Annotated in this window: 24 protein-coding genes; 16 read left to right on the top strand and 8 right to left on the bottom strand. The window is 62.3% G+C overall.

The window, feature by feature from the left end:
* Window positions 1-29: 29 nt before the first annotated feature.
* The gene (mtgA, locus tag CKW24_RS00810; protein ID WP_095164546.1) at window positions 30-752 is read left to right on the top strand and encodes a monofunctional biosynthetic peptidoglycan transglycosylase; all 723 of its coding nucleotides are present in this window, start codon (window positions 30-32) and stop codon (window positions 750-752) included.
* 113 nt (window positions 753-865) lie between these two features.
* Here the strand turns inward: mtgA and rpoH are convergent, their stop codons facing one another.
* From rpoH to ftsY, 4 genes are all read right to left on the bottom strand, one after another.
* Window positions 866-1,720 carry an RNA polymerase sigma factor RpoH gene (gene rpoH / locus CKW24_RS00815; RefSeq protein WP_095164548.1) on the bottom strand — a complete coding sequence of 285 codons (855 nt, stop codon included), beginning with the start codon at window positions 1,718-1,720 and terminating at the stop codon, window positions 866-868.
* Between the two features lie 112 nt (window positions 1,721-1,832).
* Entirely contained in the window at window positions 1,833-2,855 is a 1,023-nt protein-coding gene (gene ftsX / locus CKW24_RS00820; RefSeq protein ID WP_095164550.1) for a permease-like cell division protein FtsX, read from the bottom strand.
* Window positions 2,852-3,523, bottom strand: a complete 672-nt coding sequence (ftsE, locus tag CKW24_RS00825; RefSeq protein WP_095164552.1) for a cell division ATP-binding protein FtsE — start codon at window positions 3,521-3,523, stop codon at window positions 2,852-2,854. The genes ftsX and ftsE overlap by 4 nt, the downstream gene beginning before the upstream one ends.
* On the bottom strand, window positions 3,520-5,073 hold the full coding sequence (gene ftsY / locus CKW24_RS00830; protein WP_095164554.1) for a signal recognition particle-docking protein FtsY: 1,554 nt from the start codon (window positions 5,071-5,073) through the stop codon (window positions 3,520-3,522). Before ftsY ends, ftsE begins: the two co-directional genes overlap by 4 nt.
* A gap of 344 nt (window positions 5,074-5,417) precedes the next feature.
* Here ftsY and CKW24_RS00835 point away from each other — a divergent pair, with 344 nt between their 5' ends.
* The 9 genes from CKW24_RS00835 (at window position 5,418) to CKW24_RS00875 (ending at window position 14,859) form a co-directional block, all read left to right on the top strand.
* Window positions 5,418-6,779, top strand: coding sequence for a pitrilysin family protein (locus tag CKW24_RS00835; RefSeq protein WP_095164556.1), 1,362 nt, complete (start codon window positions 5,418-5,420; stop codon window positions 6,777-6,779).
* Window positions 6,772-8,262: a pitrilysin family protein gene (locus CKW24_RS00840; protein WP_095164558.1), complete on the top strand. Its 1,491-nt coding sequence runs from the start codon at window positions 6,772-6,774 to the stop codon at window positions 8,260-8,262. The genes CKW24_RS00835 and CKW24_RS00840 overlap by 8 nt, the downstream gene beginning before the upstream one ends.
* A complete protein-coding gene (gene rsmD, locus CKW24_RS00845; protein ID WP_095164560.1) occupies window positions 8,262-8,873 on the top strand; it encodes a 16S rRNA (guanine(966)-N(2))-methyltransferase RsmD in 612 nt (203 codons plus the stop codon). The genes CKW24_RS00840 and rsmD overlap by 1 nt, the downstream gene beginning before the upstream one ends.
* 136 nt (window positions 8,874-9,009) lie before the next feature.
* A complete protein-coding gene (locus CKW24_RS00850; RefSeq protein ID WP_095164562.1) occupies window positions 9,010-10,353 on the top strand; it encodes a pitrilysin family protein in 1,344 nt (447 codons plus the stop codon).
* Entirely contained in the window at window positions 10,346-11,824 is a 1,479-nt protein-coding gene (locus CKW24_RS00855) for a pitrilysin family protein (protein ID WP_095164564.1), read from the top strand. Before CKW24_RS00850 ends, CKW24_RS00855 begins: the two co-directional genes overlap by 8 nt.
* A gap of 70 nt (window positions 11,825-11,894) precedes the next feature.
* A complete protein-coding gene (locus CKW24_RS00860) occupies window positions 11,895-12,905 on the top strand; it encodes a hydrolase (protein ID WP_095165188.1) in 1,011 nt (336 codons plus the stop codon).
* 4 nt (window positions 12,906-12,909) lie between these two features.
* A complete protein-coding gene (locus tag CKW24_RS00865; protein ID WP_095164566.1) occupies window positions 12,910-13,743 on the top strand; it encodes an AraC family transcriptional regulator in 834 nt (277 codons plus the stop codon).
* A gap of 70 nt (window positions 13,744-13,813) precedes the next feature.
* A complete protein-coding gene (locus CKW24_RS00870; RefSeq protein WP_095164568.1) occupies window positions 13,814-14,533 on the top strand; it encodes an AzlC family ABC transporter permease in 720 nt (239 codons plus the stop codon).
* Window positions 14,530-14,859, top strand: a complete 330-nt coding sequence (locus tag CKW24_RS00875) for an AzlD domain-containing protein (protein ID WP_095164570.1) — start codon at window positions 14,530-14,532, stop codon at window positions 14,857-14,859. Before CKW24_RS00870 ends, CKW24_RS00875 begins: the two co-directional genes overlap by 4 nt.
* A gap of 3 nt (window positions 14,860-14,862) precedes the next feature.
* Here CKW24_RS00875 and CKW24_RS00880 read toward each other — a convergent pair whose 3' ends face one another.
* Window positions 14,863-15,717, bottom strand: coding sequence for a sulfurtransferase (locus CKW24_RS00880; protein ID WP_095164572.1), 855 nt, complete (start codon window positions 15,715-15,717; stop codon window positions 14,863-14,865).
* A gap of 34 nt (window positions 15,718-15,751) precedes the next feature.
* Window positions 15,752-16,423, bottom strand: coding sequence for a TetR/AcrR family transcriptional regulator (locus CKW24_RS00885; protein ID WP_095164574.1), 672 nt, complete (start codon window positions 16,421-16,423; stop codon window positions 15,752-15,754).
* Window positions 16,424-16,569: 146 nt separating this feature from the next.
* Here CKW24_RS00885 and CKW24_RS00890 point away from each other — a divergent pair, with 146 nt between their 5' ends.
* From CKW24_RS00890 to CKW24_RS00910, 5 genes are all read left to right on the top strand, one after another.
* Window positions 16,570-18,000: a coniferyl aldehyde dehydrogenase gene (locus CKW24_RS00890; protein WP_095164576.1), complete on the top strand. Its 1,431-nt coding sequence runs from the start codon at window positions 16,570-16,572 to the stop codon at window positions 17,998-18,000.
* Between the two features lie 26 nt (window positions 18,001-18,026).
* Window positions 18,027-18,572: a twin-arginine translocation pathway signal protein gene (locus CKW24_RS00895; RefSeq protein ID WP_095164590.1), complete on the top strand. Its 546-nt coding sequence runs from the start codon at window positions 18,027-18,029 to the stop codon at window positions 18,570-18,572.
* A gap of 44 nt (window positions 18,573-18,616) precedes the next feature.
* Entirely contained in the window at window positions 18,617-20,212 is a 1,596-nt protein-coding gene (locus CKW24_RS00900; protein WP_095164593.1) for a GMC family oxidoreductase, read from the top strand.
* A 115-nt stretch (window positions 20,213-20,327) separates the two neighbouring features.
* On the top strand, window positions 20,328-20,807 hold the full coding sequence (gene coaD / locus CKW24_RS00905) for a pantetheine-phosphate adenylyltransferase (protein WP_040071510.1): 480 nt from the start codon (window positions 20,328-20,330) through the stop codon (window positions 20,805-20,807).
* Between the two features lie 180 nt (window positions 20,808-20,987).
* Complete coding sequence (locus tag CKW24_RS00910) at window positions 20,988-21,239, top strand: YfhL family 4Fe-4S dicluster ferredoxin (RefSeq protein ID WP_038358877.1); 252 nt, start codon at window positions 20,988-20,990, stop codon at window positions 21,237-21,239.
* 60 nt (window positions 21,240-21,299) lie between these two features.
* On the opposite strand, the gene mutM is transcribed toward CKW24_RS00910, so the two are convergent.
* Both mutM and CKW24_RS00920 read right to left on the bottom strand, forming a co-directional pair.
* Entirely contained in the window at window positions 21,300-22,112 is an 813-nt protein-coding gene (mutM, locus tag CKW24_RS00915; protein ID WP_095164595.1) for a bifunctional DNA-formamidopyrimidine glycosylase/DNA-(apurinic or apyrimidinic site) lyase, read from the bottom strand.
* A gap of 30 nt (window positions 22,113-22,142) precedes the next feature.
* The gene (locus CKW24_RS00920; protein WP_095164599.1) at window positions 22,143-23,012 is read right to left on the bottom strand and encodes an HDOD domain-containing protein; all 870 of its coding nucleotides are present in this window, start codon (window positions 23,010-23,012) and stop codon (window positions 22,143-22,145) included.
* Window positions 23,013-23,155: 143 nt separating this feature from the next.
* On the opposite strand from CKW24_RS00920, the gene CKW24_RS00925 reads away from it, so the two are divergent.
* On the top strand, window positions 23,156-24,352 hold the full coding sequence (locus tag CKW24_RS00925; protein WP_095164601.1) for a class I SAM-dependent rRNA methyltransferase: 1,197 nt from the start codon (window positions 23,156-23,158) through the stop codon (window positions 24,350-24,352).
* Window positions 24,353-24,493 lie beyond the last annotated feature (141 nt).

A 24,493-nucleotide genomic window follows, 5' to 3' on the forward strand; every position in this document is an offset into this window, starting at 1 on the left:
CGCTCGACGGGTTCGGCCAAGCCATCTCTATGCTGCCAATATTTGTGCGCCGCTTCATAAAAGCCCTGCTCTGGTTTGCCGGTGGCAGCGTAGTGCTGGTCCTGCTGTTGCGTTTTATTCCGCCACCGGGGACCGCGCTGATGGTCGAGCGCAAGATCGAATCCTGGTTCGATGGCGAACCCATCGACCTGCAGCGTGACTGGCAGTCCTGGGACAACATCAGCGACGACCTGAAAGTCGCGGTGATGGCCGGTGAAGACCAGAAATTCCCCGAGCACTGGGGTTTTGACTTCGGCGCGATTCAGGCCGCGCTGGCCCACAACGAACGCGGCGGCTCGATCCGTGGCGCCAGCACCCTGAGCCAGCAGGTGGCGAAAAACCTGTTTCTCTGGTCCGGCCGCAGCTGGCTGCGCAAAGGCCTGGAAGCCTGGTTTACCGCGCTGATCGAGGTGTTCTGGCCCAAGCAGCGGATTCTCGAGGTGTACCTCAATAGCGTGGAATGGGATGCCGGTGTGTTTGGCGCCGAGGCTGCAGCGCGCCATCACTTCGGCGTCAGCGCCCGCTCATTGAGCCGTCAGCAGGCCAGCCTGCTGGCGGCCGTGCTGCCGAATCCGCGGGTGTATAGCGCCAGCCATCCGAGCGCCTACGTGGCCCGGCGTGCAGGCTGGATTCGCCAGCAGATGAGCCAGTTGGGCGGCGACAGCTACCTGATCGGCCTCAACGATTCACGCCGGGCGCCTTGGGCGCAGTAGCCGAACACATTCTTCCAGACACTGCCCCCACAAGGGCCAAGATGAATCAGGAAAATGGGCACAAACAAAAACGCCCCGATCAATGATCGGGGCGTTTTTGTTTGTGCCGCAGGTTAGGCGGCGATCGACAACTTGAGCTTGTTCATCGCGCTCTTCTCGAGCTGACGGATCCGCTCGGCCGACACGTTGTACTTCTGTGCCAGGTCGTGCAGCGTGGCTTTTTCTTCTGCCAGCCAGCGCTGGTAGAGAATGTCACGGCTGCGGTCGTCCAGTACATCCAACGCCTCGTGCAGGTTGTTGGTGGAGTTGTCGCTCCAGTCCGCATCCTCCAGTTGACGGGCCGGGTCGTACCGGTGGTCTTCCAGGTAGTTGGCTGGCGACTGGAAGGCGCTGTCGTCGTCCGCTTCAGCGGCCGGGTCGAAAGCCATGTCATGGCCGGTCAGGCGGCTTTCCATCTCGCGCACTTCGCGCGGCTCTACACCGAGGCTTTCAGCCACACGATGGACTTCTTCATTGTTCAGCCACGCCAGGCGTTTTTTCTGGCTGCGCAGGTTGAAGAACAGCTTGCGCTGGGCCTTGGTGGTCGCCACTTTGACGATGCGCCAGTTGCGCAGGATGAACTCGTGGATTTCCGCCTTGATCCAGTGCACGGCAAAGGACACCAGGCGTACACCCATTTCCGGGTTGAAGCGCTTGACCGCTTTCATCAGGCCAACGTTGCCTTCCTGGATCAGGTCAGCCTGGGCCAGGCCGTAGCCGCTATAGCTACGGGCGATATGTACAACAAAACGCAGGTGGGCGAGCACCATCTGCCGAGCCGCCCCCAAATCCTGCTCATAGTAGAGACTCTCGGCCAGTTCACGCTCCTGCTCTGGCGTCAGCAATGGAATGCTGTTGACCGTGTGCACATAGGCCTCCAGGTTTGCGCCTGGGACTAGAGCATAAGCAGGTTGCAAAGAAGTGGTCATACGAAAAAACCTCCGACTCACATAACTCGTGCAGTTCAGCACTGCGAAAATTGACCGGAAACCGAAGGACAAGTTCCCCTACACGCTGAAAGGATATACAAGCAAAAAGACACTATTTCGGTGCAAGCTCTCTCAAATGGCGTGCTACCGCAATCCACGCACCGATATAACCCAACAACACCGCACCAAGCAAGAGCGACAGACCATCGGCTACTGGCACACCTGCCAAGGCAAAATTACTGCCATACAGACCGGCTAGCCCGGTGACCGCATCATTCAGCCAGTTCAGGCCAAACGCCAGGACACCCCAGGAAAGAACCCCGGCGCCAAAGCCATAAAGCGCACCCATATAGAGAAAAGGTCTACGCACATAGCTATCAGTGCCGCCGACCAGTTTAATCACTTCTATCTCGGTGCGGCGGTTTTCAATATGAAGACGAATGGTATTGCCTATCACCAAAAGTAATGCAGAAACCAGCAACACCGTCAGACCGAAGACAAACCGCTCGCCCAGCTTGAGAATGGCTGCCAGGCGCTCGACCCAGACCAGGTCAAGTTGCGCCTGCTGCACCTTCGGCAACTCGGCCAGGCGCTGACGCAAACCTTCCAGGGTCGCCTTGTCGACTTCCTTGGGGGTCACCAGCACTACGCCCGGCAGCGGGTTTTCCGGCAACTCCTTGAGCGCTTCGCCCAGGCCGGACTGCTGCTGGAACTCCTGCAGCGCCTGCTCACGGCTGATGTACTCGGCCTCGGCGACGCCCGGCATGGCCTTGATCTGCTCACGCAGCTGCTCGCCTTCGCTGGCACTCGCATCCAGTTGCAGATACAGGGAAATCTGCGCCGCACGCTGCCAGGAGCCGCCCAGGCGCTCGACGTTACTCAGCAAAAGTGACAGCCCCATCGGCAAACTCAGGGCAACGGCCATTACCAGGCAGGTAAAGAAGCTGCCGATCGGCTGCTTGCCCAGGCGACGCAGGCTGTCGAGCAGGCTGGCGCGATGGCTTTCGATCCAGGCGCGCAACAGGGTGCGGAAATCCGGGCCATCGTCTTCATCGCGTTTTTTCTTCTGCGGTTGCGGATCGGCGGCCTTGGGGGCCACGCGCTCGGAAACCTTAGGGCTGCGCGTCGCACTCATACCCCGGCCTCCCCGTCGCCGATCAATCGGCCACGTTGCAGGGTCAGCATGCGATGACGCATGCGGGCGATCAGCGCCAGGTCGTGACTGGCGATCAGCACGCTGGTGCCCAGGCGGTTGATGTCTTCGAACACGCCCATGATTTCGGCCGCCAGGCGCGGGTCGAGGTTACCGGTCGGTTCGTCCGCCAGCAGCAAGGCCGGGCGATGGACGATGGCGCGGGCAATGCCGACGCGCTGTTGCTGGCCGGTAGACAGGTCGCCCGGGTACAGGTCGGTCTTGTCCGAGAGCGCCACGCGTTCCAGGGCCGAATCCACGCGCTTGACGATCTCGGCCTTGGACAGGCCAAGAATCTGCAGTGGCAGCGCGACGTTGTTGAACACCGTGCGATCGAACAGCAACTGGTGGTTCTGGAACACCACGCCGATCTGTCGGCGCAGGAACGGGATCTGTGCATTGCTGATGGTCGCCAGGTCCTGACCGGCCAGCAGCAACTTGCCGGTGGTGGGACGCTCCATCGCCAGCAATAAGCGCAGCAGGGTACTTTTACCGGCACCCGAGTGCCCGGTGACAAACAAGAACTCGCCCCGACGGACTCGAAAGCTCAGCTCATGCAAGCCGACGTGACCGTTCGGATAGCGCTTACCGACCTGTTCGAAACGAATCATGAACGCTCCCGCTCGGCAAACAGTGCCTGGACAAAGGGTTCTGCTTCAAAGGTACGCAAGTCATCGATGCCTTCACCGACACCGATGTAGCGAATTGGCAAACCAAACTGCTTGGCCAGGGCGAAGATCACCCCGCCCTTGGCCGTACCATCGAGCTTGGTCAGGGCCAGGCCGGTCAGGGCGACCGTCTGGTTGAATTGCTTGGCCTGGTTGATGGCGTTCTGCCCGGTGCCGGCGTCGAGCACCAGCAGCACCTCGTGCGGAGCCTCGGCGTCGAGCTTGCCGATGACCCGGCGAACCTTCTTCAACTCTTCCATCAGGTTGTCTTTGGTGTGCAGGCGACCAGCGGTATCGGCAATCAACACATCGATATTGCGCGCCTTGGCTGCCTGCACCGCATCGAAGATCACCGACGCAGAGTCGGCACCGGTGTGCTGGGCGATCACCGCAATGTTGTTGCGCTCACCCCAGACCTGCAACTGCTCGACTGCGGCCGCGCGGAAGGTGTCACCCGCCGCCAGCATGACTTTCTTGCCTTCGAGTTGCAGCTTCTTGGCCAGCTTGCCGATGGTGGTGGTCTTGCCGGCGCCGTTGACGCCCACCACCAGGATCACGAATGGCTTGTTCTGCGAGGTGATTTTCAGCGGTTGCTCGACAGGCTTGAGCATCGCCGCCAGTTCCGCCTGCAGGGATTTGTACAGGGCATCGGCGTCAGCCAATTCCTTGCGCGCCACCTTCTGGGTCAGGCGCTGGATGATTACCGACGTGGCCTCGACGCCAACATCGGCAGTCAGCAGGCGGGTTTCGATGTCTTCGAGCAGTTCGTCATCAATGATCTTCTTGCCCAGGAACAGGCTGGCCATGCCCTCGCCGATGCTGGCGCTGGTTTTCGACAGGCCTTGCTTGAGGCGGGCGAAAAAGCCGGTCTTGGTTTCTTCGCTGCGCGCAGGCTCTGCGGCCACCGGCTCTGGAACAACCGGGGCAACGGGAGCGGGCGCGACCACAACGGGAGCGGCCACCGGTGCCGGGACCGGGACCGGCTCTAGAGTCGGCTGCAGCACTGGCTCAGGTGCGACGAACGCGGCGATGACCGGTTGCGGCAGGTCCGGCTCGTCAATGACCAGCGGCTCGACCAACGGCTTGGTGTCGACCACCAACAGTTCGACTGCTTGCTGAACCACGGTAGGCGCGGGAATCGGCGGGGTAATGTGCGGCGCCTGTTCGTCTGCAACCAAGGCCACCGGCTCTTCAGGGACCGGCAGGGTCAGCCACGGCGTGTGCACCGGCTCAGGAACAGGTTCTGGTGTAGGGGCTGGCGCAGACGCGAGCTCGACCACCGGCTGCAACACCGGCTCGGCCAATGGCAATACGACAGGGGCTACGGTTTCGACCACCGGAGCGGCTTCTATTACCGGCTCTGGCGCCACCTCAGGCAGTGGCTGTGGCTGTTCGACGACGGGTTCCTGCGGTTTTTTGCGCAGCCACCCGAACAGGCTTTTTTTCTCGCCAGCCGCAGCTGGGTTCTTCTTGTCGTCGTTGGAACCAAACATGGAGGACGGCTATCTCACGGTAGCGACGCGCCAATGGCGCCTCGGCAATTGAATATTCGATGCAGAACAGACTGTGTTTCACTCAGCTTGTTCACGCGCAACATTTTGTCGAGGTGCTCAATGGCACCTCAAAGCTCGACTAACACCAAGGACTAAAACGGTATCTTCGGCGAAAACGCAGAGTTTAGCTGATAAACCCAAAGCTTCTTGCGCAAACCTATACAGCCTACTGACCGATCAATGGCCTCATAGGCGTGGCCGCCAGTAAAACGGATCAGTATCCTAGCACCTCCTCGCCCGCCGACGCTAAGACCAAGCGGGCAGCCCAACAGGTTAAAAAACGAATGAATGCTCTAGCCCGCCGCGCTGCTGGCCTGCTGCTCAGCACAGTTTGTCTGCCCCTCGCAGCCCTGGCTGCCGACCCTCAACCGACCCACGAATTCACCCTCGACAATGGCCTGAAGGTCATCGTGCGTGAAGATCACCGTGCGCCCGTAGTGGTTTCCCAGGTCTGGTACAAGGTTGGCTCCAGCTACGAAACCCCAGGCCAGACCGGTTTGTCCCACGCCCTGGAGCACATGATGTTCAAGGGCAGCGAGAAAGTCGGCCCTGGCGAAGCGTCGCTGATCCTGCGCGACCTTGGCGCCGAGGAGAACGCTTTCACCAGCGACGACTTCACCGCCTACTACCAGGTGCTGGCCCGTGATCGCCTGGCCGTGGCCTTCGAACTTGAAGCCGACCGCATGGCCACCCTGCGCCTGCCGGCCGACGAGTTCAGCCGCGAGATCGAGGTAATCAAGGAAGAGCGCCGCCTGCGCACCGACGACAAACCAATGTCCAAGGCCTATGAGCGCTTCAAGGCCATGGCCTACCCGGCCAGCGGCTACCACACGCCGACCATCGGCTGGATGGCCGATCTCGATCGCATGAAGGTCGAGGAACTGCGCCACTGGTACGAATCCTGGTACGCACCGAACAACGCGACCCTGGTAGTGGTCGGCGACGTGACCCCGGAAGAAGTCAAAACCCTGGCCCAACGCTACTTCGGTCCAATCGCCAAGCGCGCCGTGCCACCGACGAAAATCCCCCTGGAGCTGTCCGAGCCCGGCGAGCGGCAGATCACCCTGCACGTGCAGACCCAACTGCCGGCCCTGATGCTGGCCTTTAACGTTCCGAGCATTGCCACCACCCAGGACAAACGCTCGGTCAACGCCTTGCGCCTGATTTCCGCCTTGCTCGATGGCGGCTACAGTGGGCGCATCCCGACCCAGTTGGAGCGCGGTGAAGAGCTGGTCTCCGGCGGTTCGTCGAGTTACGACGCCTACACCCGTGGCGACAGCCTGTTCACCCTGTCGGCAACCCCCAACACCCAGAAGCAGAAAACCATGGCCCAGGCGCAAGCCGGCCTGTGGAAACTGCTTGAACAGCTTAAAACCACCGCACCTTCCGCCGAAGAACTGGAACGTGTGCGAGCACAAGTGATTGCCGGCCTGGTCTACGAGCGTGACTCGATCACCAGCCAGGCCACCGCCATCGGCCAGCTGGAAACCGTCGGCCTGTCCTGGAAACTGATGGACACCGAACTGGCCGAGCTGGAAAGCGTGACCCCGCAAGACATCCAGAACGCTGCCCGCACCTATTTCACCCGCGAACGTCTGAGCGTTGCGCATGTACTGCCACTGCCCCAGGAGAACGCGCATGAGTGAGATCAACAAGTCACGGGTGGCCCTGGTCGCCCTGGCCGTCGTCGCGCTTGCCGCTTCGGCGGTGTTCTACGTGATCCGCCCAGGCGAGATCAACGCCAGCGAAGCCCTCGACAAGGCCAAATCGAGCCAGAAGCTGCAATCGCTGGCCGAGCTCGACGGCAAGGCGCCGAGCCGACGCACCCTCGACGTGCAGACCTGGAACACCGCCGAAGGGGCCAAGGTGCTGTTCGTCGCCGCGCCTGAGTTGCCGATGTTCGACCTGCGCCTGATTTTCGCCGCCGGCAGCAGCCAGGATGGCGCCAGACCGGGCCTGGCGATGCTGACCAACGCCATGCTCAACGAAGGCGTGGCCGGCCAGGACGTCAGCCAGATCGCCCAGGGCTTCGAAGGATTGGGGGCCGACTTCGGCAATGGCGCCTACAAGGACATGGCCATTGCCTCGCTGCGCAGCCTGAGTGCCGTGGACAAACGCGAGCCGGCCCTCAAGCTGTTCGCCGAAGTGGTGGGCAAACCGACCTTCCCGGCCGATTCCCTGGCCCGGATCAAGAACCAGATGCTCGCCGGCTTTGAATACCAGAAGCAGAACTCGGCCAAGGTGGCCAGCCTGGAGCTGATGCGTCGCCTGTATGGCCAACACCCCTACGCCCACGCCAGCGACGGTAACGCGCTGAGCATCCCGGACATCACCCTGGCGCAACTCAAGGCCTTCCACGCCAAGGCCTACACAGCGGGCAATGTGGTGATCGCACTGGTCGGCGACCTGTCGCGCAGTGACGCCGAGGCGATTGCTGCCCAGGTGTCCGCCGCCCTGCCCAAGGGCCCGGCGCTGGCGAAAATCGCCCAGCCTGAGGAACCCAAGCCTGGCACCAGCCGCGTCGAGTTCCCGGCCAAGCAGACCAACCTGATGCTCGCGCAATTGGGCATCGACCGTGACGATCCGGACTACGCCGCCGTCTCCATGGGCAACCAGATTCTTGGTGGCGGCGGTTTCGGTACCCGGTTGATGAGCGAAGTGCGGGAGAAACGTGGCCTGACCTATGGTGTGTACTCGGGCTTTTCGCCGATGCAGGCCCGCGGCCCGTTCCTGATCAACCTGCAAACCCGTGCCGAAATGAGCGAAGGCACGCTCAAGCTGGTGCAGGACGTCATGGCCGACTACCTTAAAACCGGGCCGACCCAGAAAGAACTCGACGACGCCAAGCGCGAACTGGCGGGCAGCTTCCCGTTGTCGACGGCGAGCAATGCCGACATCGTCGGCCAACTGGGCGCCATGGGTTTCTACAACTTGCCGCTGAGCTACCTCGAAGACTTCATGCAGCAGTCGCAGAACCTGACTGTCGAGCAAGTTACCGCGGCCATGAACAAACACTTGAGCATGGATAAAATGGTGATCGTTACCGTCGGTCCTACCGTGCCGCAAAAGCCGTTACCGGCCCCTACTGACAAACCTTCCGAGCAGCCGCTCGGGGTTCCGGAGCATTAATGGCCACTCGCCCTAAAAAACCCGTGCACAACGTCCACAACGGTGTGAACCAACTACGCATCATCGGTGGTGAATGGCGCAGCCGTCGCCTGAGCTTCCCCGACGCCCCGGGCTTGCGCCCGACGCCGGACCGCGTGCGTGAGACCCTGTTCAACTGGCTCGCGCCCTATGTCGCCGGGGCCAAGGTACTCGACCCGTTCGCCGGCAGCGGCGCGCTGTTCCTCGAGGCGCTGTCCCGTGGCGCCGCCATGGGCCAGGCGCTGGATGCCAGCAGCCTCGCGGTGTCGAGCCTGAAGGAACACCTGGGCACCCTGCGCTGCACCGTCGGCCAGGTGCAGACCGCCGATGCCCTGCGCTACCTGGAAACCCAGCCAGCGAGCGCCTACGACCTGGTCTTCCTTGACCCGCCGTTCAACCAGAACCTGCTGCCTGCGGTGTGCTCGCTACTGGAAGAACGCCAGTGGCTGGCCGACGACGCCTGGATCTACACCGAAAGCGAGAACGCACCATCGACCCTCGGCCTGCCGGGCGCCTGGCGCCTGCACCGGGAGCAGAAATCCGGTCGGGTGTACTACGCGCTGTGGCATCGCCTCGTGGAACAATCCGCTTGATACCATGCCTGGGCAGCCAAACCTGACTGCCCAGGCACTGGCTTCACTCAAGATACATAGTTAATACCAGCCCCCTCTACGCATCGCCGACATTGATTGAGCGTTTTTCACATCAATCAATGAGGATGCACATCCAATGAACATCTACTGCAGCGCCCTGCTGCTCCTGAGTGGGCTGATGCCCATGATGGCGTTCACGGCCAGCGCGTCAACCACCCATGAGTTCAGCCTGGACAACGGCCTGAAAGTCGTAGTTCGCGAGGACCACCGCGCGCCCGTGGCCACCTCCCAGTTGTGGATCAAAGTCGGTTCCAGCCAGGAACCGCCGGGCCAGTCCGGGCTGTCCCATGCACTCGAACACATGCTTTACCAGGGCAGCAGCAAAACCTGCGCCGGTGAAGCCTCGGCCATCCTGGAGCGGCTCGGCGCCGAGGAAAACGCCGTCACCAGCAACGACTACACTGCCTACTACCAAACCCTGGCACCCGATCACCTGGGCGTGGCGTTTGAACTGATGGCCGACCTGATGACCACCGCGCACCTGCGCACCGAATCGTTTGCCACTGAAATCGAAGTGATCAAGCAAGAGCGCCGCGAACGCACCGATGACGCGCCCCAAGGCCTGGCCATGGAGCGGCTGCAGGCCATTGCCTTCCCCTCCAGCGCCCATGCCACACCGACCATCGGCTGGATGCACGACCTGCAAAGGATGAGCGCGACCCAGCTACGCGAGTGGTACCAACGCTGGTACGCCCCCAACAACGCGACCCTGGTCATCGTCGGTGATGTCAGCCTGGGCCAGATAAAACCCTTGGTCGAACGCTATTTCGGCGACATTCCCCGCAAGACCCTGCCCCAGGTGTACGCACCTCTGGAACTGGCCGAGCCCGGCGAGCGCAAAATCGCCTTGAGCCAAGCCATTCATGCGCCGCAATTGCTCATGAGTTTCAACCTGCCCAGCCTGACCACTGCGCCCGACCGGCGTACGGTGCAGGCCTTGCGGTTGCTAGACATACTGCTAGCCGGGTCCAACAGTGCTCGCTTGAAAAAGCACCTGCAATTTAATGAGGACCTGTTCTCCCAGATATCTTCCGGGTACGACCCGTTCAACCGTGGCGACAGCCTGCTGTTACTCAGCGCTCAACTCAACAGCCATCAGCGGATCAGCCTGGACCAGGCTCAGGCGCGTATCTGGCAGGTGATAGAACAACTGAAAACCACGCCCCCCGACCCCGAAGAACTGGAGCGCGCGCGCACCTTGCTGATTGCCAGCCAGGTGTACCAGCAAGACTCGATCACTGAGCAAGCCACGCGAATGGGCACGCTGGAAAGCATTGGCCTGTCATGGCGCCTCATGGAAGAAGACATCGAGACACTGAACCAGGTGAGTGCCAAGGATATCCAGCAGGCGGCCGTAACCTATCTGACTCGACAACGCATGAGCGTGGCGCACCTAATGCCGGAGAACAGCCATGAATAAGTCCGCACCTTCACGTTATGTGCAACCGCTGATCAGCCTGATTTTTTGCTGCTGCCTGTCAGCCCAGGCCCAGCCACCCTCCCCATTGCCCCCCGCCGGGTCGAAACTGCAATCACTGGCCCAGTCGCCGGCGACGCCATCCGTCCCACGCGCGCTGAAGATCCAGGCCTGGAAAACCGTGACAGGAACCAAGGTGCTGTTTATCCAGACGTCGGAACTGCCGATGTTCGACGTGCTCGTCAGCTTCGCCGCAGGCAGTGCACGAGATCCACAACATCCGGCCCTGGCCGCCGCCACGTTCAGCCTGTTGAACGAAGGCATCCAGGGCAAGAGCCTGGCGCAGACCAATGAAATCTTCGACGGTCTTGGGGCCCGCTGGGGCATGGGCATCAACCATGACCGCACCTGGTTCTCGTTGCGCAGCCTCAGTGCGCCGCAAAAGCGTGAACCGGCCCTGCAATTGTTCGCGCAGATGCTTGGCCAGCCGCTGCTGGCCGATGACGCTTTGCTGCGAGTCAAGAGCGAGCTGCTGCAGATTATTGAGAGCCAGCAGCAAGACCCGCTGACCAAGGTGTTCCGGGGCATGGGCGGACTATTGTTCAACGGCCACCCCTATGCCCAGTCGATCTACGGAACAGCGCAGGACCTGGCAACTCTCAGCCGTGAACAGGTCCAGGCCTTCCACAAAGCCAATTACCACACAGGCAACACCCAGATCACTCTGGTCGGGGACCTGACCCTGAAACAAGCGCAGGACCTTAGTCTGCAAATCAGTAACAGTTTGCCCGTCAAACCTACTACGTCGACCGTGCCGGATCTCCCGGTCACGCCGCCCCCCGTAGCCTCGCGGCATATTGAGCAAGCCCAGAACCAGACCCACCTGATACTGGCGCAACTCGGTGTCAGCCGTAAGCACCCCGACTATGTGGCACTGAAGGTGGCCAACCTGATATTCGCCGGTGGCAGCTCCGGATCGCGGCTGATGCAAGAACTGCGCGAGAAACGCGGCCTGACTTACAGCGTGTCCATGGAAACTGCCGACAAGCAATGGGCCAATCCCACGGGGATCCATGTGCAAACCCAACCGCAATTCAGCGAAGGCACGCTAACCCTGATCAAAAGCCTGTTCCGCGATTACCTGCACACCGGGCCGACCCCGCGGGAACTGGACGACGCCAAGCGCCTGATCCTCGGCAGTACCGCACTGGCCAGCGCCAGCAATGCACAGATACTCTCCGGACTGTCGGAGATCAGCCGTCATGATTTGCCCTTCGACCTGGATTTTTCCGAGCATCAAGCCCAATCGTTGACGGTCGAGCAAATCAAGGCGGCACTCAACCGGCACTACAACGCTGATCACTGGAGCGTGGTCACGCTGGGGCCGACCACGACCCAGCAAGCCCTGCCAGAACCCGTCGATCGAGCCGGCCTGGGCATGTGTCGCGCTGAGGAGCAGATTGTGGCAAGTTAGTTTTCCAGTTGCACCGGCAGAACGAGCACTTCGTTCTGCCACCTTGTCCATCCGCAGCAACGAGATCGTCGTGCCCCAACCCTCCCCAGCACCGGCAAGCCCCTTCACCCCGGCATTTGGCCTCGGCAACCCGCACCTGCAAACCCTGTGGGGGCCGCTGTGGCGCAAGACCACCCACCTGGAGCGGCAGCGCGAACGCCTGTGGCTCGACGACGGCGACTTCCTCGATCTCGACTGGCACGGCCCGCACAGCGTCGACGCGCCTCTGGTCCTGGTGCTGCACGGGCTGACCGGCTCCTCCAATTCGCCCTATGTCGCTGGCCTGCAACGTGCCCTCGCCGCACAAGGCTGGGCCAGCGCCGCGTTGAACTGGCGCGGCTGCTCGGGCGAACCAAATCTGCTGCCACGCAGTTACCACTCCGGCGCCAGCGAGGACCTCGCCGCGGCGATCAACCACCTGCGGGCAACGCGCCCCCTGGCCCCGCTGTATGCGGTCGGTTATTCCCTGGGGGGCAACATCCTGCTCAAACACCTGGGCGAAACCGGCAGCGCCAGCCAGCTACAAGGCGCGGTGGCGGTTTCGGTGCCCTTTCGCCTGGATCAGTGCGCCGACCGCATCGGCCAGGGCTTTTCCAAGGTCTACCAGGCGCACTTCATGCGCGAAATGCTCGCGTACATCAAGAACAAGCAGCGCCAGTTTCTCCAGGACGGACGCCACGAAGGCCTGGCGACCCTGGCCAGCCTCGGCTCGCTGGACAAGATGCGTACCTTCTGGGACTTCGACGGTCGGGTCACCGCGCCGCTGCATGGCTACGCCGATGCCCAGGACTACTACCGACGCGCTTCCAGCCGCTACTTCCTCGGTAAAATCCGCACCCCGACCCTGATCATCCAGGCCGCCGACGACCCCTTCGTCTACCCCCACAGCCTGCCTGAAGCCGGCGAGCTGTCGACCTGCACCCGCTTCGAGCTGCAGGCCAAGGGTGGGCACGTCGGTTTTGTCGACGGCACCTTGCGCACCCCGGGTTATTACCTGGAACGGCGCATCCCCCAGTGGCTGGCCCAACCGGGTCGCGACTAGGACCATGGACAGTCAATCGGGCGAGTCGATCCGTTTCTGGCACACCGACCCCTTGGCCGGGGTCGAACTGCTGTCGGCGCGCTACATCGAGCAACGCTTCGTGCCCCATGTGCACGACGGCTTTGTGATCGGCATGATCATGGCGGGCGCCCAGCGCTACCGTTATCGCGGTGCCGAGCACCTGGCCGGCAGCGGCACCCTGGTGGTGATCAATCCGGACGAACTGCACACCGGGCACAAGGGCACCGAGGATGGCTGGCTGTACCGCGCGTTCTACCCGGACAACGGGCAGATCCTCGGGCTGCTGGCCGAACTCGAATTGCCCTCCCGCAGCTTGCCGGCTTTCGGCGCCACGCTGTATCGCGACCCGGACCTGGTCAGTGGTTTCTGTCAGTTGCACCGTTTGCTGGAAAGCCCGGCCAGCGCCCTGCAACAACAAACCCTGTGGCGGGAAACGATGCTCTCGCTGCTGCAACGCCATGCCGCCGTGGCCACGCCTGGGCAGCCGGGCCGAGAGCACCGCGCGATCGCCAGGGCCAAGGAATTGCTGCATGCGCAACTGGCCGCACCGCCGTCCCTGGAAGCGCTTGCGGCGGCGGTCAACCTGTCGCCCTTCCACTTCGCCCGAGTGTTTCGCCATGCCACCGGCATGCCACCGCACACCTGGCTGATGCAACAGCGCATCGCCCAGGCCCGGGCGTTACTGCGCGAAGGCTGTCTGCCGCTGGCGGTTGCCACACAACTGGGGTTTGCCGACCAGAGCCATTTAAGCCGGCAATTCAAGAAGGTCTACGGCGTCGGCCCCGGCGCCTACCGCACCGCCAGAATGACCCCGTAGGAAATCTGCAAGATCGTTCAAGACAACTCTTTGCCCCGTCGCGCAAGATGCCGGCACAAGGAGAGTCTCCATGACCCGTCAGCAACTTTTTTCCCGTGGTATCCGCGACAGTTTCGCCATGGCGGTGGGCATCCTGCCGTTCGGCCTGATCTTCGGCACCCTGGCCGGCGCGGCGGGCCTGACGCTGTGGCAGGCGGTCGGCATGTCACTGCTGGTGTATGCCGGCTCCGCACAACTGATCGCCCTCAGCCTGTTGGGCACCGGCGCCAGTGTGCTGGTGATCCTGTTGACCACCTTCATCGTCAACCTGCGTCATGTGCTCTACAGCGCCACCCTGCAGCCCCATGTCGGCCGTCTGCCGCAGCACTGGCGGCTACTCCTGGCCTTCTGGCTGACCGATGAAACCTTTGCCGTGGTCCAGCGGTTTTACCTGCTGCACGGCGACAAGCCCCTGGCGCAGTGGTACTGGCTGGGCGTCGCCAGCTCGCTGTATGCCTGCTGGGTGGGCAGTTCGCTGGCCGGCGTGCTGTTTGGCCAGGCAGTGCCGGACCTGGCGAGCTGGGGCCTGGAGTTCGCGATGCTGGCGACCTTTATCGGGATTGTCGTGCCGCTGCTGCGCAGCCAGCCGCAAATTGCCGCGGCCCTGGCCGCCGGCGCAGTAGCCCTGGCCACCCTGCACTGGCCCTACAAACTGGGCCTGATGGCCGCGGCGTTCAGCGGGATCGCCGTGGGCGTGCTGCTGGAGCGCCGCCAACTGCAGCAACACCACGCCAGGGAGCTGCGCTCATGAGTTACGGCTGGCTGATTCTGGGAATGATGGCGATCACGTTTGCCCTGCGCTACAGCCTGTTCGCCTGGCCCAACCTGAAGTTCCCGCCACTGGTACGCCAGGGGCTGCACTACGTACCGACGGCGGTACTGACAGCCATCGTGGTGCCAGGCATGTTGTTGCCCGATGGCCAGCACTGGGCGCTGACCATGAACAATGCCTACCTGCTGGCTGGGTTGGCAGCCATCGCCATCGCAGCCACCACCCGCCACCTGTTGGCGACCATCGGTGGCGGTATGCTGGTGTTTTTTGGCTTGCGCTGGCTGCTAGGGCAGCTAGCGCTTTAAGGCTCAGTCGCCGGTGGCAATCGCCCGCTGCGGATCGGTGATCCATTCGCTCCACGAGCCGGCGTACAGCGCCCCCAACGGGTAGCCAGCGAGGCACAGGGCAAACAGGTTGTGGCAGGCTGTCACGCCCGAACCGCAGTACGCCACCAGTTCACTCGGCGAGCGCTGCGCCAGCTTCTCGGCAAACCGCTGCTGGAGTTGCGCAGCCGGCAGAAAGCGTCCGTCCGACCCCAGGTTATCGGTGAAGGCCGCACATGACGCGCCGGGGATATGCCCGGCCACCGGATCGATCGGTTCGACCTCGCCGCGAAACCGCGGCAGCCCACGGGCATCGAGCAGGGTCAGCTCCGGCCGGGCGAGGCGTTGCTGCAATTGGTCGGCGCTCAAGACCATGGCCGCGTCCGAGGTACCGCTGAACGTGCCACGGGTATTGCCCGGCGCATCCAGGCTCAGCGGCAGGCCGGCGGCGTGCCAGGCCTTGAGGCCACCGTCGAGGATAAACACCCCGTCACGCTTGCCCAGCCACGCCAGCAACCACCAGGCCCGGGCTGCATACGCCCCTGGACCGTCGTCATACAGCACCACCTGGCTGTCATTATCGATGCCCCAGGCTTGCAGGCGCTCGATCAGGGCCTGCGGGTCCGGCAGTGGGTGCCGGCCGGTGACACCCTTGATCACCGGCCCGCTGAGGTCACGCTCCAGATCGGCAAACGAGGCGCCGGCAATATGCCCTTCGGCATAGCTGCGCTGGCCATAATCCGGATCTTCGAGGGCAAAGCGACAATCCAGGATCACCAGGGCGGCCTGCTCCTTTTTCTGGTCCAGGGCTAGGGGGCTGATCAGTTGCGCGATGGGCATAGCGGGCTCCTGTGAGGTAAGTCTTGGCGCGATCCTACTGCACTTCTTCGAGGGCCTGGCCCAGCGGCACGTAATACTCCTCGAACAAGGCGTCGATTTCCTCGCGCGATTGTTCGGTGACAAACCCGGCTTCCAGCACCAGCACCTGGTACACGCCGCGTTTAATGGCCTGCTCACTGAGGTGGCTGGAGTTTTCTCGGGTGGTGCACAAAAAGCGCACCCAGGAGGTCAGGATGATCCAGGCGTTGAGCGTCAGGGATTCAATCTGCACCTTGTCCATGGCGAGGATGCCGGCGGCGACAAAACCGGCGTAGATCGCCGTGCCCTGGATCAGGCAGCGCTGGGAAAACCGTCGATAACGGGCCGCCAGCTCCGGATCATTGTCCAGCAGGTGCTCCAGGTCGCGATGCAAAAACCGGTAGCGCCACATCGCGTCCAGCAGTTCCTGCAGGTAGTAACGCTTGTCTTCAACCGTGGCAGCACGCCCTTGCGGCGGGCGCAGGAAGCTTTCCACCAGGGCCTCGTACTCACTGAACAACACGGCGATGATCGCCTGCTTGTTGGGGAAGTGGTAGTACAGGTTGCCCGGGGATATCTCCATGTGCGCGGCGATATGGTTGGTGCTGATGCTGCGTTCACCCTGCTGGTTGAACAGCTCCAGGCTGTTCTGCACGATGCGCTCGCTGGTTTTTATTCGTGGGGCCATGGCTTGAGCTTTAATTCTGCTGTGCGTTGCGGGCATCTTACGACCTATCCGTCGGCGGATAAATCATCACATCCCGAGGAAGTCATTTGACTTTTTAGAGCATAGACTCTAAAAACTTCTCCATTATAAAAAAACCTGGAGCTACCATGCCCGCCGAAATTGCCTACCTGCAAGACTCCCAGCAGCCATTGAGTGAGCTTCACGACCTGTTTACCGCCCAGCGCCAGGCGTATGCGGCCAACCCTATGCCGCCTGCGGCCCAGCGCCAGCAGTGGCTCAAGGTCTTGAGCGACGTCCTGAGTGACCAGCGCCAGGCCTTGATCGAAGCGATCAGCGCAGACTTCAGCAACCGCAGCGCCGATGAAACCCTGCTCGCCGAACTGATGCCGAGCCTGCACTGCATTCATTACGCCAGCAAACACCTCAAGGGCTGGATGAAAGCCTCGCCACGCAAAGTAGGCGTGGCGTTCCAGCCGGCCAAGGCCAAGGTGGTCTACCAACCGCTGGGGGTCGTCGGGGTCATCGTGCCGTGGAACTACCCGCTCTACCTGGCCATCGGCCCGCTGGTCGGCGCCCTGTCTGCGGGCAACCGAGTGATGCTCAAGCTCAGCGAATCCACGCCGGCCACCGGCGAGCTGCTTAAATTCCTGCTGGCCAAGATCTTCCCCCAGGACCTGGTGACCGTGGTGCTGGGCGAGGCCGATGTGGGCGTGGCGTTTTCCCAACTACCGTTCGACCACCTGCTGTTCACTGGCGCCACCAGCATCGGCAAGCACGTGATGCGCGCGGCGGCCGAGAACCTGACACCGGTAACCCTGGAACTGGGTGGAAAATCCCCGGCCATCGTCTCCCACGACGTGCCGCTCAAGGATGCCGCCGAACGCATCGCCTTCGGCAAAACCCTGAACGCCGGGCAAACCTGTGTCGCTCCGGACTATGTGCTGGTGCCGCAGGACCGGGTCGAATCCTTCGTCGAGGCCTATCGCCAGGCGGTGCGTGGCTTCTACCCGACCTTGGCGGACAACCCCGACTACACCGCCATCATCAACCCACGCCAACTGGTGCGACTGCACAGCTACCTGAGTGACGCGAGCGCCAAGGGCGCACAGTTGATCCCGCTGTTCGAGCAAGACCAGGACCGGCGCATGGGCCACAGCGTGTTGCTGAATGTCAGCGACGAGATGATCGTGATGCAGGACGAAATCTTCGGCCCGCTGCTGCCGGTGGTGCCCTACACGACCCTGGACCAGGCATTTGCCTACATCAATCAACGACCACGTCCACTGGCGCTTTACTACTTCGGCTACAACAAGGCCGAACAGAATCGCGTACTCCAGGAAACCCATTCCGGCGGGGTCTGCCTCAACGACACCCTGCTGCACGTTGCCCAGGACGACATGCCGTTTGGCGGTATCGGCGCTTCCGGCATGGGCCATTACCACGGCAGGGAAGGTTTCCTGACATTCAGCAAAGCCAAGGGCGTGCTGATCAAGCAGCGCTTCAACGCGGCCAAGTTGATCTACCCACCCTATGGCAAGTCGATCCAGAAGCTGATCCAGAAACTGTTCATCCGCTGACCCTTCACTGCCGGGTAAAAACAATAATGAACCCACGCTTTTGCGATGCCCCCGCGCTGTCACGGCGCGGCCTGCTCAAATTCAGTCTCGGCGCCAGCGCCTTCCTCGCCACCGCAGGCCTGGGCGCCAGCCTCAGCGGTTGCTCGGCCAGCAGCCCGGCCAACGGGTTTGCGATTATCCGCGACACTGACCTGGGTTTTTTGCGGGCGCTGTTGCCGGTGATGCTCGAGGGCGCCGTGGCGGCCGAAAAACTCCCCGCCGCCACCGAACAAACCCTGCGCAGCCTGGACCACGGCCTCGATCACTTGTCGCCAGAAATGCTCAAGCTGACCCAGCAACTGTTCGACGTGCTGGGCATGGCGGTCACCCGCGGGCCACTGACCGGAATCTGGGGCAGTTGGGAAAATGCCAGCAGCGAAGCCATCCGCCACTTCCTGCAACGCTGGCAGAACAGCTCGTTAAGCCTGCTGCGCATGGGCCACAGTTCGATCCTGCAACTGGTGATGATGGCCTGGTACAGCCGCGCCGAATCGTGGGCCCATTGCGGCTATCCCGGGCCACCGAAAGTCTGAGATCCAGGCACCTTCACCACCTGATAAATATAAGAGAGCCCCTGATGCCCGTACCCGATCCGTTCCGCGAAGGCATGGCCCGCGGCTGGAAAACCTACAACGGCTCACAACTGGCCAATGACCTGACCCTGGAAGCCGACATCGCCATCATTGGCAGCGGCGCGGGCGGTGGCACCACGGCCGAGATCCTCAGTGCGGCCGGCTACAAGGTGCTGCTGATCGAAGAAGGCCAGCTCAAGACCAGCAGCGACTTCAAGATGCTCGAAGACCAGGCCTACGCCAACCTCTACCAGGAGGGCATCGGCCGCATGAGCAAGGACGGTGCGATCACCATCCTGCAGGGCCGCGCGGTGGGCGGCACGACGCTGATCAACTGGACCTCGAGCTTTCGCACCCCCGAGCCGACCCTCGAACACTGGGCCAGGGAGCATGCCGTCAAGGGCCATAGCCCGGCGGACATGGCGCCCTGGTTCGAAAAAATGGAACAACGCCTCGGCGTCGCACCCTGGCTGGTGCCACCCAATGCCAACAACGAAGTGATCAAGAAAGGCTGCGAGCAACTCGGCTACAGCTGGCACGTGATTCCGCGCAACGTGCGCGGGTGCTGGAACCTCGGTTATTGCGGCATGGGCTGCCCGACCAACGCCAAACAGTCGATGATGGTCACCACCATTCCCGCGACCCTGGAAAAAGGCGGCGAGCTGCTGTACCTGGCTCGCGCCGAACAGCTGTTGATCAAGGACGACCAGGTCACCGGCCTGCTGTGCGTGGCCATGGATGAACGCTGCGTGGCGCCCACTGGTCGCACCATTACCGTCAAGGCACGGCACTACGTGCTGGCCGGTGGCGGGATCAACAGCCCGGCGCTGTTGCTGCGTTCCAAGGCACCCGACCCTCACGAGCGCCTCGGCAAACGCACCTTCCTGCACCTGGTGAACATGTCTGCCGGGCTGTTCGATGAAGTCATCAACCCGTTCTACGGCGCGCCGCAGTCGATTTACTCCGACCACTTTCAATGGCAGGACGGCGCCACCGGCAAAATGTCCTACAAGCTCGAAGTGCCGCCGCTGCACCCGGCGCTGGCGGCGACCCTGCTCGGCGGCTTCGGCGCCGAGAACGCGGCGCACATGCAGCAACTGCCCCATACCCACGCCATGCTCGCCCTGCTGCGTGACGGTTTCCACCCGGACAGCAGCGGCGGCAGCGTCGAGTTGCGCGGCGACGGCACGCCGGTGCTCGACTATCAGGTTTCCGACTACGCCTGGGACGGCCTACGCCGGGCCTTTCACAGCATGGCCGAGATCCAGTTCGCCGGTGGCGCCAAGGCCGTCATGCCGATGCACGCCGATGCGCGCTACGTGAACAGTCTCACCGAAGCCCGCACGTTGATCGACGGCCTGAGCCTGGAGCTGTATCGCACCCGCCTGGGCAGCGCCCACGTCATGGGCGGTTGCGCCATGGGCGAAGACCCGACCCACGCCGTGACCGACAGCCTCGGACGGCATCATCAACTGCGCAATCTGTCGGTGCATGACGGCTCGCTGTTCCCCACCAGCATTGGCGCCAACCCGCAACTATCGGTCTACGGGCTGACCGCGCAATTGGCCAGCGCACTGGCCGAACGCCTGCGAAATCCATGAAAAAACTGCATATTCGCCTGGTCTATAGTGCGTTCTTAGCCCAATGGCGACTTGGCCGACCGGGAAGGCTGCGATACCATCCGACTCCCCAACGGATTCCCGCCAGGACGACGCGATGAACCGAGTGTTGTACCCAGGTACCTTCGACCCTATTACCAAGGGCCATGGCGATCTGGTCGAACGCGCCGCGCGCCTGTTCGATCATGTGATCATTGCTGTCGCCGCCAGCCCCAAGAAAAACCCGCTATTCCCACTGGAACAGCGTGTGGAGCTGGCCCGCGAGGTCACCAAACATCTGCCGAACGTCGAAGTCGTCGGCTTTTCGACGCTGTTGGCGCACTTCGCCAAAGAGCAGAATGCCAATGTATTCCTGCGTGGTTTGCGTGCGGTGTCGGATTTCGAGTACGAATTCCAGCTGGCCAACATGAACCGCCAGTTGGCCCCGGACGTGGAAAGCCTGTTCCTGACGCCGTCCGAGCGCTATTCGTTTATTTCTTCGACGTTGGTCCGTGAAATTGCAGCCCTGGGCGGCGATATCACTAAATTCGTCCACCCGGCCGTGGCCGATGCTCTTACACTCCGGTTCAAGAAATAGACCCCGACTGTAGGAGCTGGCTTGCCAGCGAAAAACGTCAACGATTACGCAGTGCTATCAGAAAGTACACAGCGCCCTGACGTTTTTCGCGAGCAAGCTCGCTCCTACAGCGTCAATGCGGCACAATTGTGCGCATTAGTTTTCAGATGCCCGGGCCGACGACCCTGGCTGGAGTCCCCAATGTCCCTGATCATCACCGACGATTGCATTAACTGCGACGTCTGCGAACCCGAGTGCCCGAACGCCGCCATCTCCCAGGGCGAAGAGATCTACGTGATCGACCCGAACCTGTGCACCCAGTGCGTCGGCCACTATGACGAGCCGCAATGCCAGCAGGTCTGCCCGGTCGATTGCATTCCGCTGGACGAAGCCCATCCGGAAACTGAAGAGCAGTTGATGGAAAAGTACCGGATCATTACCGGCAAGGCGTAAGGACCCCATCGCGAGCCTGCTCGCGATGAGGCCATAAGCAACCTCACCGCCACATCTGGATCAGCGCTGGCACCTGGGGCAAAACACACTCGCCCGCTGCCCCAGCTTCACCTCGCGAAGTTCTGTCCCGCAGACCTTGCAGCCCTCGCCGCCGCGGCCATAGACGAACAGTTCCTGCTGGAAATAGCCCGGCTGACCGTCGCCGCCGACAAAGTCGCGCAAAGTGGTGCCGCCGCGCTCGATGGCGGCGGCCAGGATGCGCTTGATCTCGATCGCCAGCTTCAGGTAACGCGCCCGGGAGATGCCCTTGGCCTCGCGGCGCGGGTCGATCCCGGCGGCGAACAGCGCTTCGGTCGCGTAAATATTGCCGACCCCCACCACCACCGCGTTGTCCATGATGAACGGCTTGACCGCCATCGAACGCCCACGTGACAGTTGAAACAGGCGATCGCCGTCGAACAGGTCCGTCAGCGGCTCCGGCCCCAGGCGCAGCAGCAGTTCGTGGTTGAGCGGGTCAAGGCTCCAGAGCATCGCCCCGAAACGGCGCGGGTCGGTGTAGCGCAGGGCCAGGCCGGACTCCAGCTCGATGTCCACATGCTCATGCTTGGCCGCCGGCAGGCCGATTTCCACCAGGCGTAGATTCCCCGACATGCCCAGGTGACTGATCAAGGTGCCGACCTCGGCGTTGATCAGCAAATACTTGGCACGCCGCTCCACCAGCACAATGCGCTGCCCGGAAAGGCGCACATCGAGGTCCTCGGGGATCGGCCAGCGCAGGCGCCGCTCACGCACCACCACCCGGCTGACGCGCTGGCCTTCCAGGTAGGGCGCAATCCCGCGGCGGGTGGTTTCGACTTCCGGCAATTCAGGCATGGCGTACTCGGCTCAGGAAAGGTCCGGCGCTCAATGGTGCGCGCCGAGTTCACGGATCGTCTGTTTGAGGTTCTCGAAGTCGTAGTCCGAGAGGCCGACATAGTCGAGCACCAGGTGACCGATGCTGTCCCACTCGTGGTCTTCGGTCTGGTTGCCCAGGACCCGGTACGAGGCACAGATGTGTTCCGCCATCTTGAGGATCGCCAGCAGGTTCTTCAACTGACTGTTGCGCGAGGACTCATCGCTGAAGATCGCCAGGGCATTGTGATGATTGGCGATAGCGTGGCTGACATGTTCCGGCAGGCGCCAGGACTTTGCCGTGTAGTAGCCGACCACCGCATGGTTGGTGTTGAACGCATGGTTTTCCGTGTCCACCACCCGGCAATCGACGCCGGCGTTGGCATAGGCCTGTTCCAGCACTGCCATATAGTTGGGGAAGCGCTTGAGCATCAGCGGCACGCCACAGTCGTGGAACAGCCCCAGGGCATAGGCTTCGTCCACCGCTTGCGAGCCGATGCGCTTGGCCAGGCTGAGGCTGGTCATCGCCACGTCCTGCGCGGTGTCCCAGAAACGGTTGAGGGTGACGATGGTGTCGTCATTCATCTCACCCTTGATCGACTGCGCGTTGATCATGTTGATCACCGAGCGGCTGCCCAACAGGTTCACCGCCCGCTGGATCGAGGCAATCTTGTTGCTCAGGCCGAAATACGGCGAGTTGACGATTTTCAACAACGCGCCGGAGAGACCCGGGTCCTGGGAGATCAGCTTCGCGATCACTTCAAGGTCCGGGTCCGGCATGTACTGTTCCATCTGCAAATCCACCATGATTTGCGGTTGAGGCGGAACGCTGATGCCTTGCAGGGCCTGCTGAATCTGTTCGGAAGATAGCTCTTGGGACATAAGTACTCACTCTGGGCAGGCGGCGATTCTACCCCTTAAGCGCAGGTTGCCGACACCTCAAACCGCTCCCGCAGTCCATCCGGTGAGCCCGCCAACGGCTGCGCAACAGGGTATACTCCCGCTCTTTTTTCTGGAGCGACGTCATGTCCCTGCCAAGCTTGCGCCTCAAAGCCAATGCCGACCGTCGCCTGCGCGCCGGTCACCTGTGGGTCTACAGTAACGAAATCGACGTAGCCGCCACCCCGCTGCACGGCTTCAAGGCCGGCGACCAGGCGATCCTGGAAGCCGCCGGTGGCAAGCCGCTGGGCATCGTCGCCATGAGCCCGAACAACCTGATCTGCGCCCGCCTGCTGTCGCGCGACATCAAGCTGCCACTGGACAAGTCGCTGCTGGTGCACCGCCTGAACGTCGCCCTGTCGCTGCGCGAGCGTCTGTTCGACAAGCCGTTCTACCGTCTGGTCTACGGCGATTCCGACCTGCTGCCGGGCTTGGTAGTCGACCGTTTCGGCGACATCCTGGTGGTGCAGATCGCCTCGGCGACCATGGAAACCCATAAAGACGACGTGATCGCCGCGTTGACCCAAGTGCTCAAGCCGAGCGGCATTCTGTTCAAGAATGACTCCGCCGCGCGCGACGCCGAAGGCCTCGAGCGCTACGTCGACACCGTGTTCGGCCTGGTGCCGGAGTGGGTCGCCCTGGAAGAGAACGGGGTGAAATTCGAAGCGCCGGTCATTCAGGGCCAGAAAACCGGCTGGTTCTACGACCACCGCATGAACCGCGCCCGCCTGGCCCCGTACGCCAAAGGCAAGCGTGTACTGGACCTGTACAGCTACATCGGTGGCTGGGGCGTGCAGGCTGCCGCATTCGGCGCCAGCGAAGTGTTCTGCGTCGACGCCTCGGCCTTCGCCCTCGACGGCGTTGAGCGCAACGCTGCGCTGAACGGCTTTGCCGACAAAATGACCTGCATCGAGGGCGACGTATTCGAAGCCCTGAAAGAGTTGAAAGCCAGCGAAGAACGTTTCGACGTGATCGTGGCCGACCCGCCGGCGTTCATCAAACGCAAGAAAGACATGAAGAACGGCGAAGGCGCCTACCGTCGCCTGAACGAGCAAGCCATGCGCCTGCTCAACAAGGACGGCATCCTGGTCAGCGCCTCGTGCTCGATGCACCTGCCCGAAGATGACCTGCAGAACATTCTGCTGACCAGCGCCCGCCACCTGGACCGCAACATCCAGCTGCTGGAACGCGGCGGCCAGGGCCCGGACCACCCGGTACACCCGGCCATTGCTGAAACCCGCTACATCAAGAGCATCACCTGCCGGCTGTTGCCCAACAGCTGATAACGCAAAACCTATGTAGGAGCGAGCGCCCGCTTGCGGCGCCCGCTTGCGGCTTGCTCGCTTGCGGCTTGCTCGCGATGGAGGTTAACGATAACGCGGGGAACCTGATACTCCGCGGTGTCATTGAACTCATCGCGAGCG

It is taken from the genome of Pseudomonas sp. Irchel 3H3, from assembly GCF_900187635.1.
Classification (GTDB): domain Bacteria; phylum Pseudomonadota; class Gammaproteobacteria; order Pseudomonadales; family Pseudomonadaceae; genus Aquipseudomonas.

Excerpts from the sequence above, each read along its gene's own strand:
- CKW24_RS00855 (WP_095164564.1), top strand. The coding sequence starts at position 10,346 with ATGAATAAGTCCGCACCTTCACGTTATGTGCAACCGCTGATCAGCCTG.
- CKW24_RS00875 (WP_095164570.1), top strand. The coding sequence starts at position 14,530 with ATGAGTTACGGCTGGCTGATTCTGGGAATGATGGCGATCACGTTTGCC.
- CKW24_RS00925 (WP_095164601.1), top strand. The coding sequence starts at position 23,156 with ATGTCCCTGCCAAGCTTGCGCCTCAAAGCCAATGCCGACCGTCGCCTG.
- rsmD (WP_095164560.1), top strand. The coding sequence starts at position 8,262 with ATGGCCACTCGCCCTAAAAAACCCGTGCACAACGTCCACAACGGTGTG.
- ftsX (WP_095164550.1), bottom strand. The coding sequence starts at position 2,855 with ATGAGTGCGACGCGCAGCCCTAAGGTTTCCGAGCGCGTGGCCCCCAAG.
- CKW24_RS00910 (WP_038358877.1), top strand. The coding sequence starts at position 20,988 with ATGTCCCTGATCATCACCGACGATTGCATTAACTGCGACGTCTGCGAA.
- CKW24_RS00900 (WP_095164593.1), top strand. The coding sequence starts at position 18,617 with ATGCCCGTACCCGATCCGTTCCGCGAAGGCATGGCCCGCGGCTGGAAA.
- ftsY (WP_095164554.1), bottom strand. The coding sequence starts at position 5,073 with ATGTTTGGTTCCAACGACGACAAGAAGAACCCAGCTGCGGCTGGCGAG.
- CKW24_RS00870 (WP_095164568.1), top strand. The coding sequence starts at position 13,814 with ATGACCCGTCAGCAACTTTTTTCCCGTGGTATCCGCGACAGTTTCGCC.
- CKW24_RS00865 (WP_095164566.1), top strand. The coding sequence starts at position 12,910 with ATGGACAGTCAATCGGGCGAGTCGATCCGTTTCTGGCACACCGACCCC.
- mutM (WP_095164595.1), bottom strand. The coding sequence starts at position 22,112 with ATGCCTGAATTGCCGGAAGTCGAAACCACCCGCCGCGGGATTGCGCCC.
- ftsE (WP_095164552.1), bottom strand. The coding sequence starts at position 3,523 with ATGATTCGTTTCGAACAGGTCGGTAAGCGCTATCCGAACGGTCACGTC.
- CKW24_RS00880 (WP_095164572.1), bottom strand. The coding sequence starts at position 15,717 with ATGCCCATCGCGCAACTGATCAGCCCCCTAGCCCTGGACCAGAAAAAG.
- CKW24_RS00850 (WP_095164562.1), top strand. The coding sequence starts at position 9,010 with ATGAACATCTACTGCAGCGCCCTGCTGCTCCTGAGTGGGCTGATGCCC.
- rpoH (WP_095164548.1), bottom strand. The coding sequence starts at position 1,720 with ATGACCACTTCTTTGCAACCTGCTTATGCTCTAGTCCCAGGCGCAAAC.
- CKW24_RS00920 (WP_095164599.1), bottom strand. The coding sequence starts at position 23,012 with ATGTCCCAAGAGCTATCTTCCGAACAGATTCAGCAGGCCCTGCAAGGC.
- mtgA (WP_095164546.1), top strand. The coding sequence starts at position 30 with ATGCTGCCAATATTTGTGCGCCGCTTCATAAAAGCCCTGCTCTGGTTT.
- CKW24_RS00885 (WP_095164574.1), bottom strand. The coding sequence starts at position 16,423 with ATGGCCCCACGAATAAAAACCAGCGAGCGCATCGTGCAGAACAGCCTG.
- coaD (WP_040071510.1), top strand. The coding sequence starts at position 20,328 with ATGAACCGAGTGTTGTACCCAGGTACCTTCGACCCTATTACCAAGGGC.
- CKW24_RS00895 (WP_095164590.1), top strand. The coding sequence starts at position 18,027 with ATGAACCCACGCTTTTGCGATGCCCCCGCGCTGTCACGGCGCGGCCTG.
- CKW24_RS00835 (WP_095164556.1), top strand. The coding sequence starts at position 5,418 with ATGAATGCTCTAGCCCGCCGCGCTGCTGGCCTGCTGCTCAGCACAGTT.
- CKW24_RS00890 (WP_095164576.1), top strand. The coding sequence starts at position 16,570 with ATGCCCGCCGAAATTGCCTACCTGCAAGACTCCCAGCAGCCATTGAGT.
- CKW24_RS00840 (WP_095164558.1), top strand. The coding sequence starts at position 6,772 with ATGAGTGAGATCAACAAGTCACGGGTGGCCCTGGTCGCCCTGGCCGTC.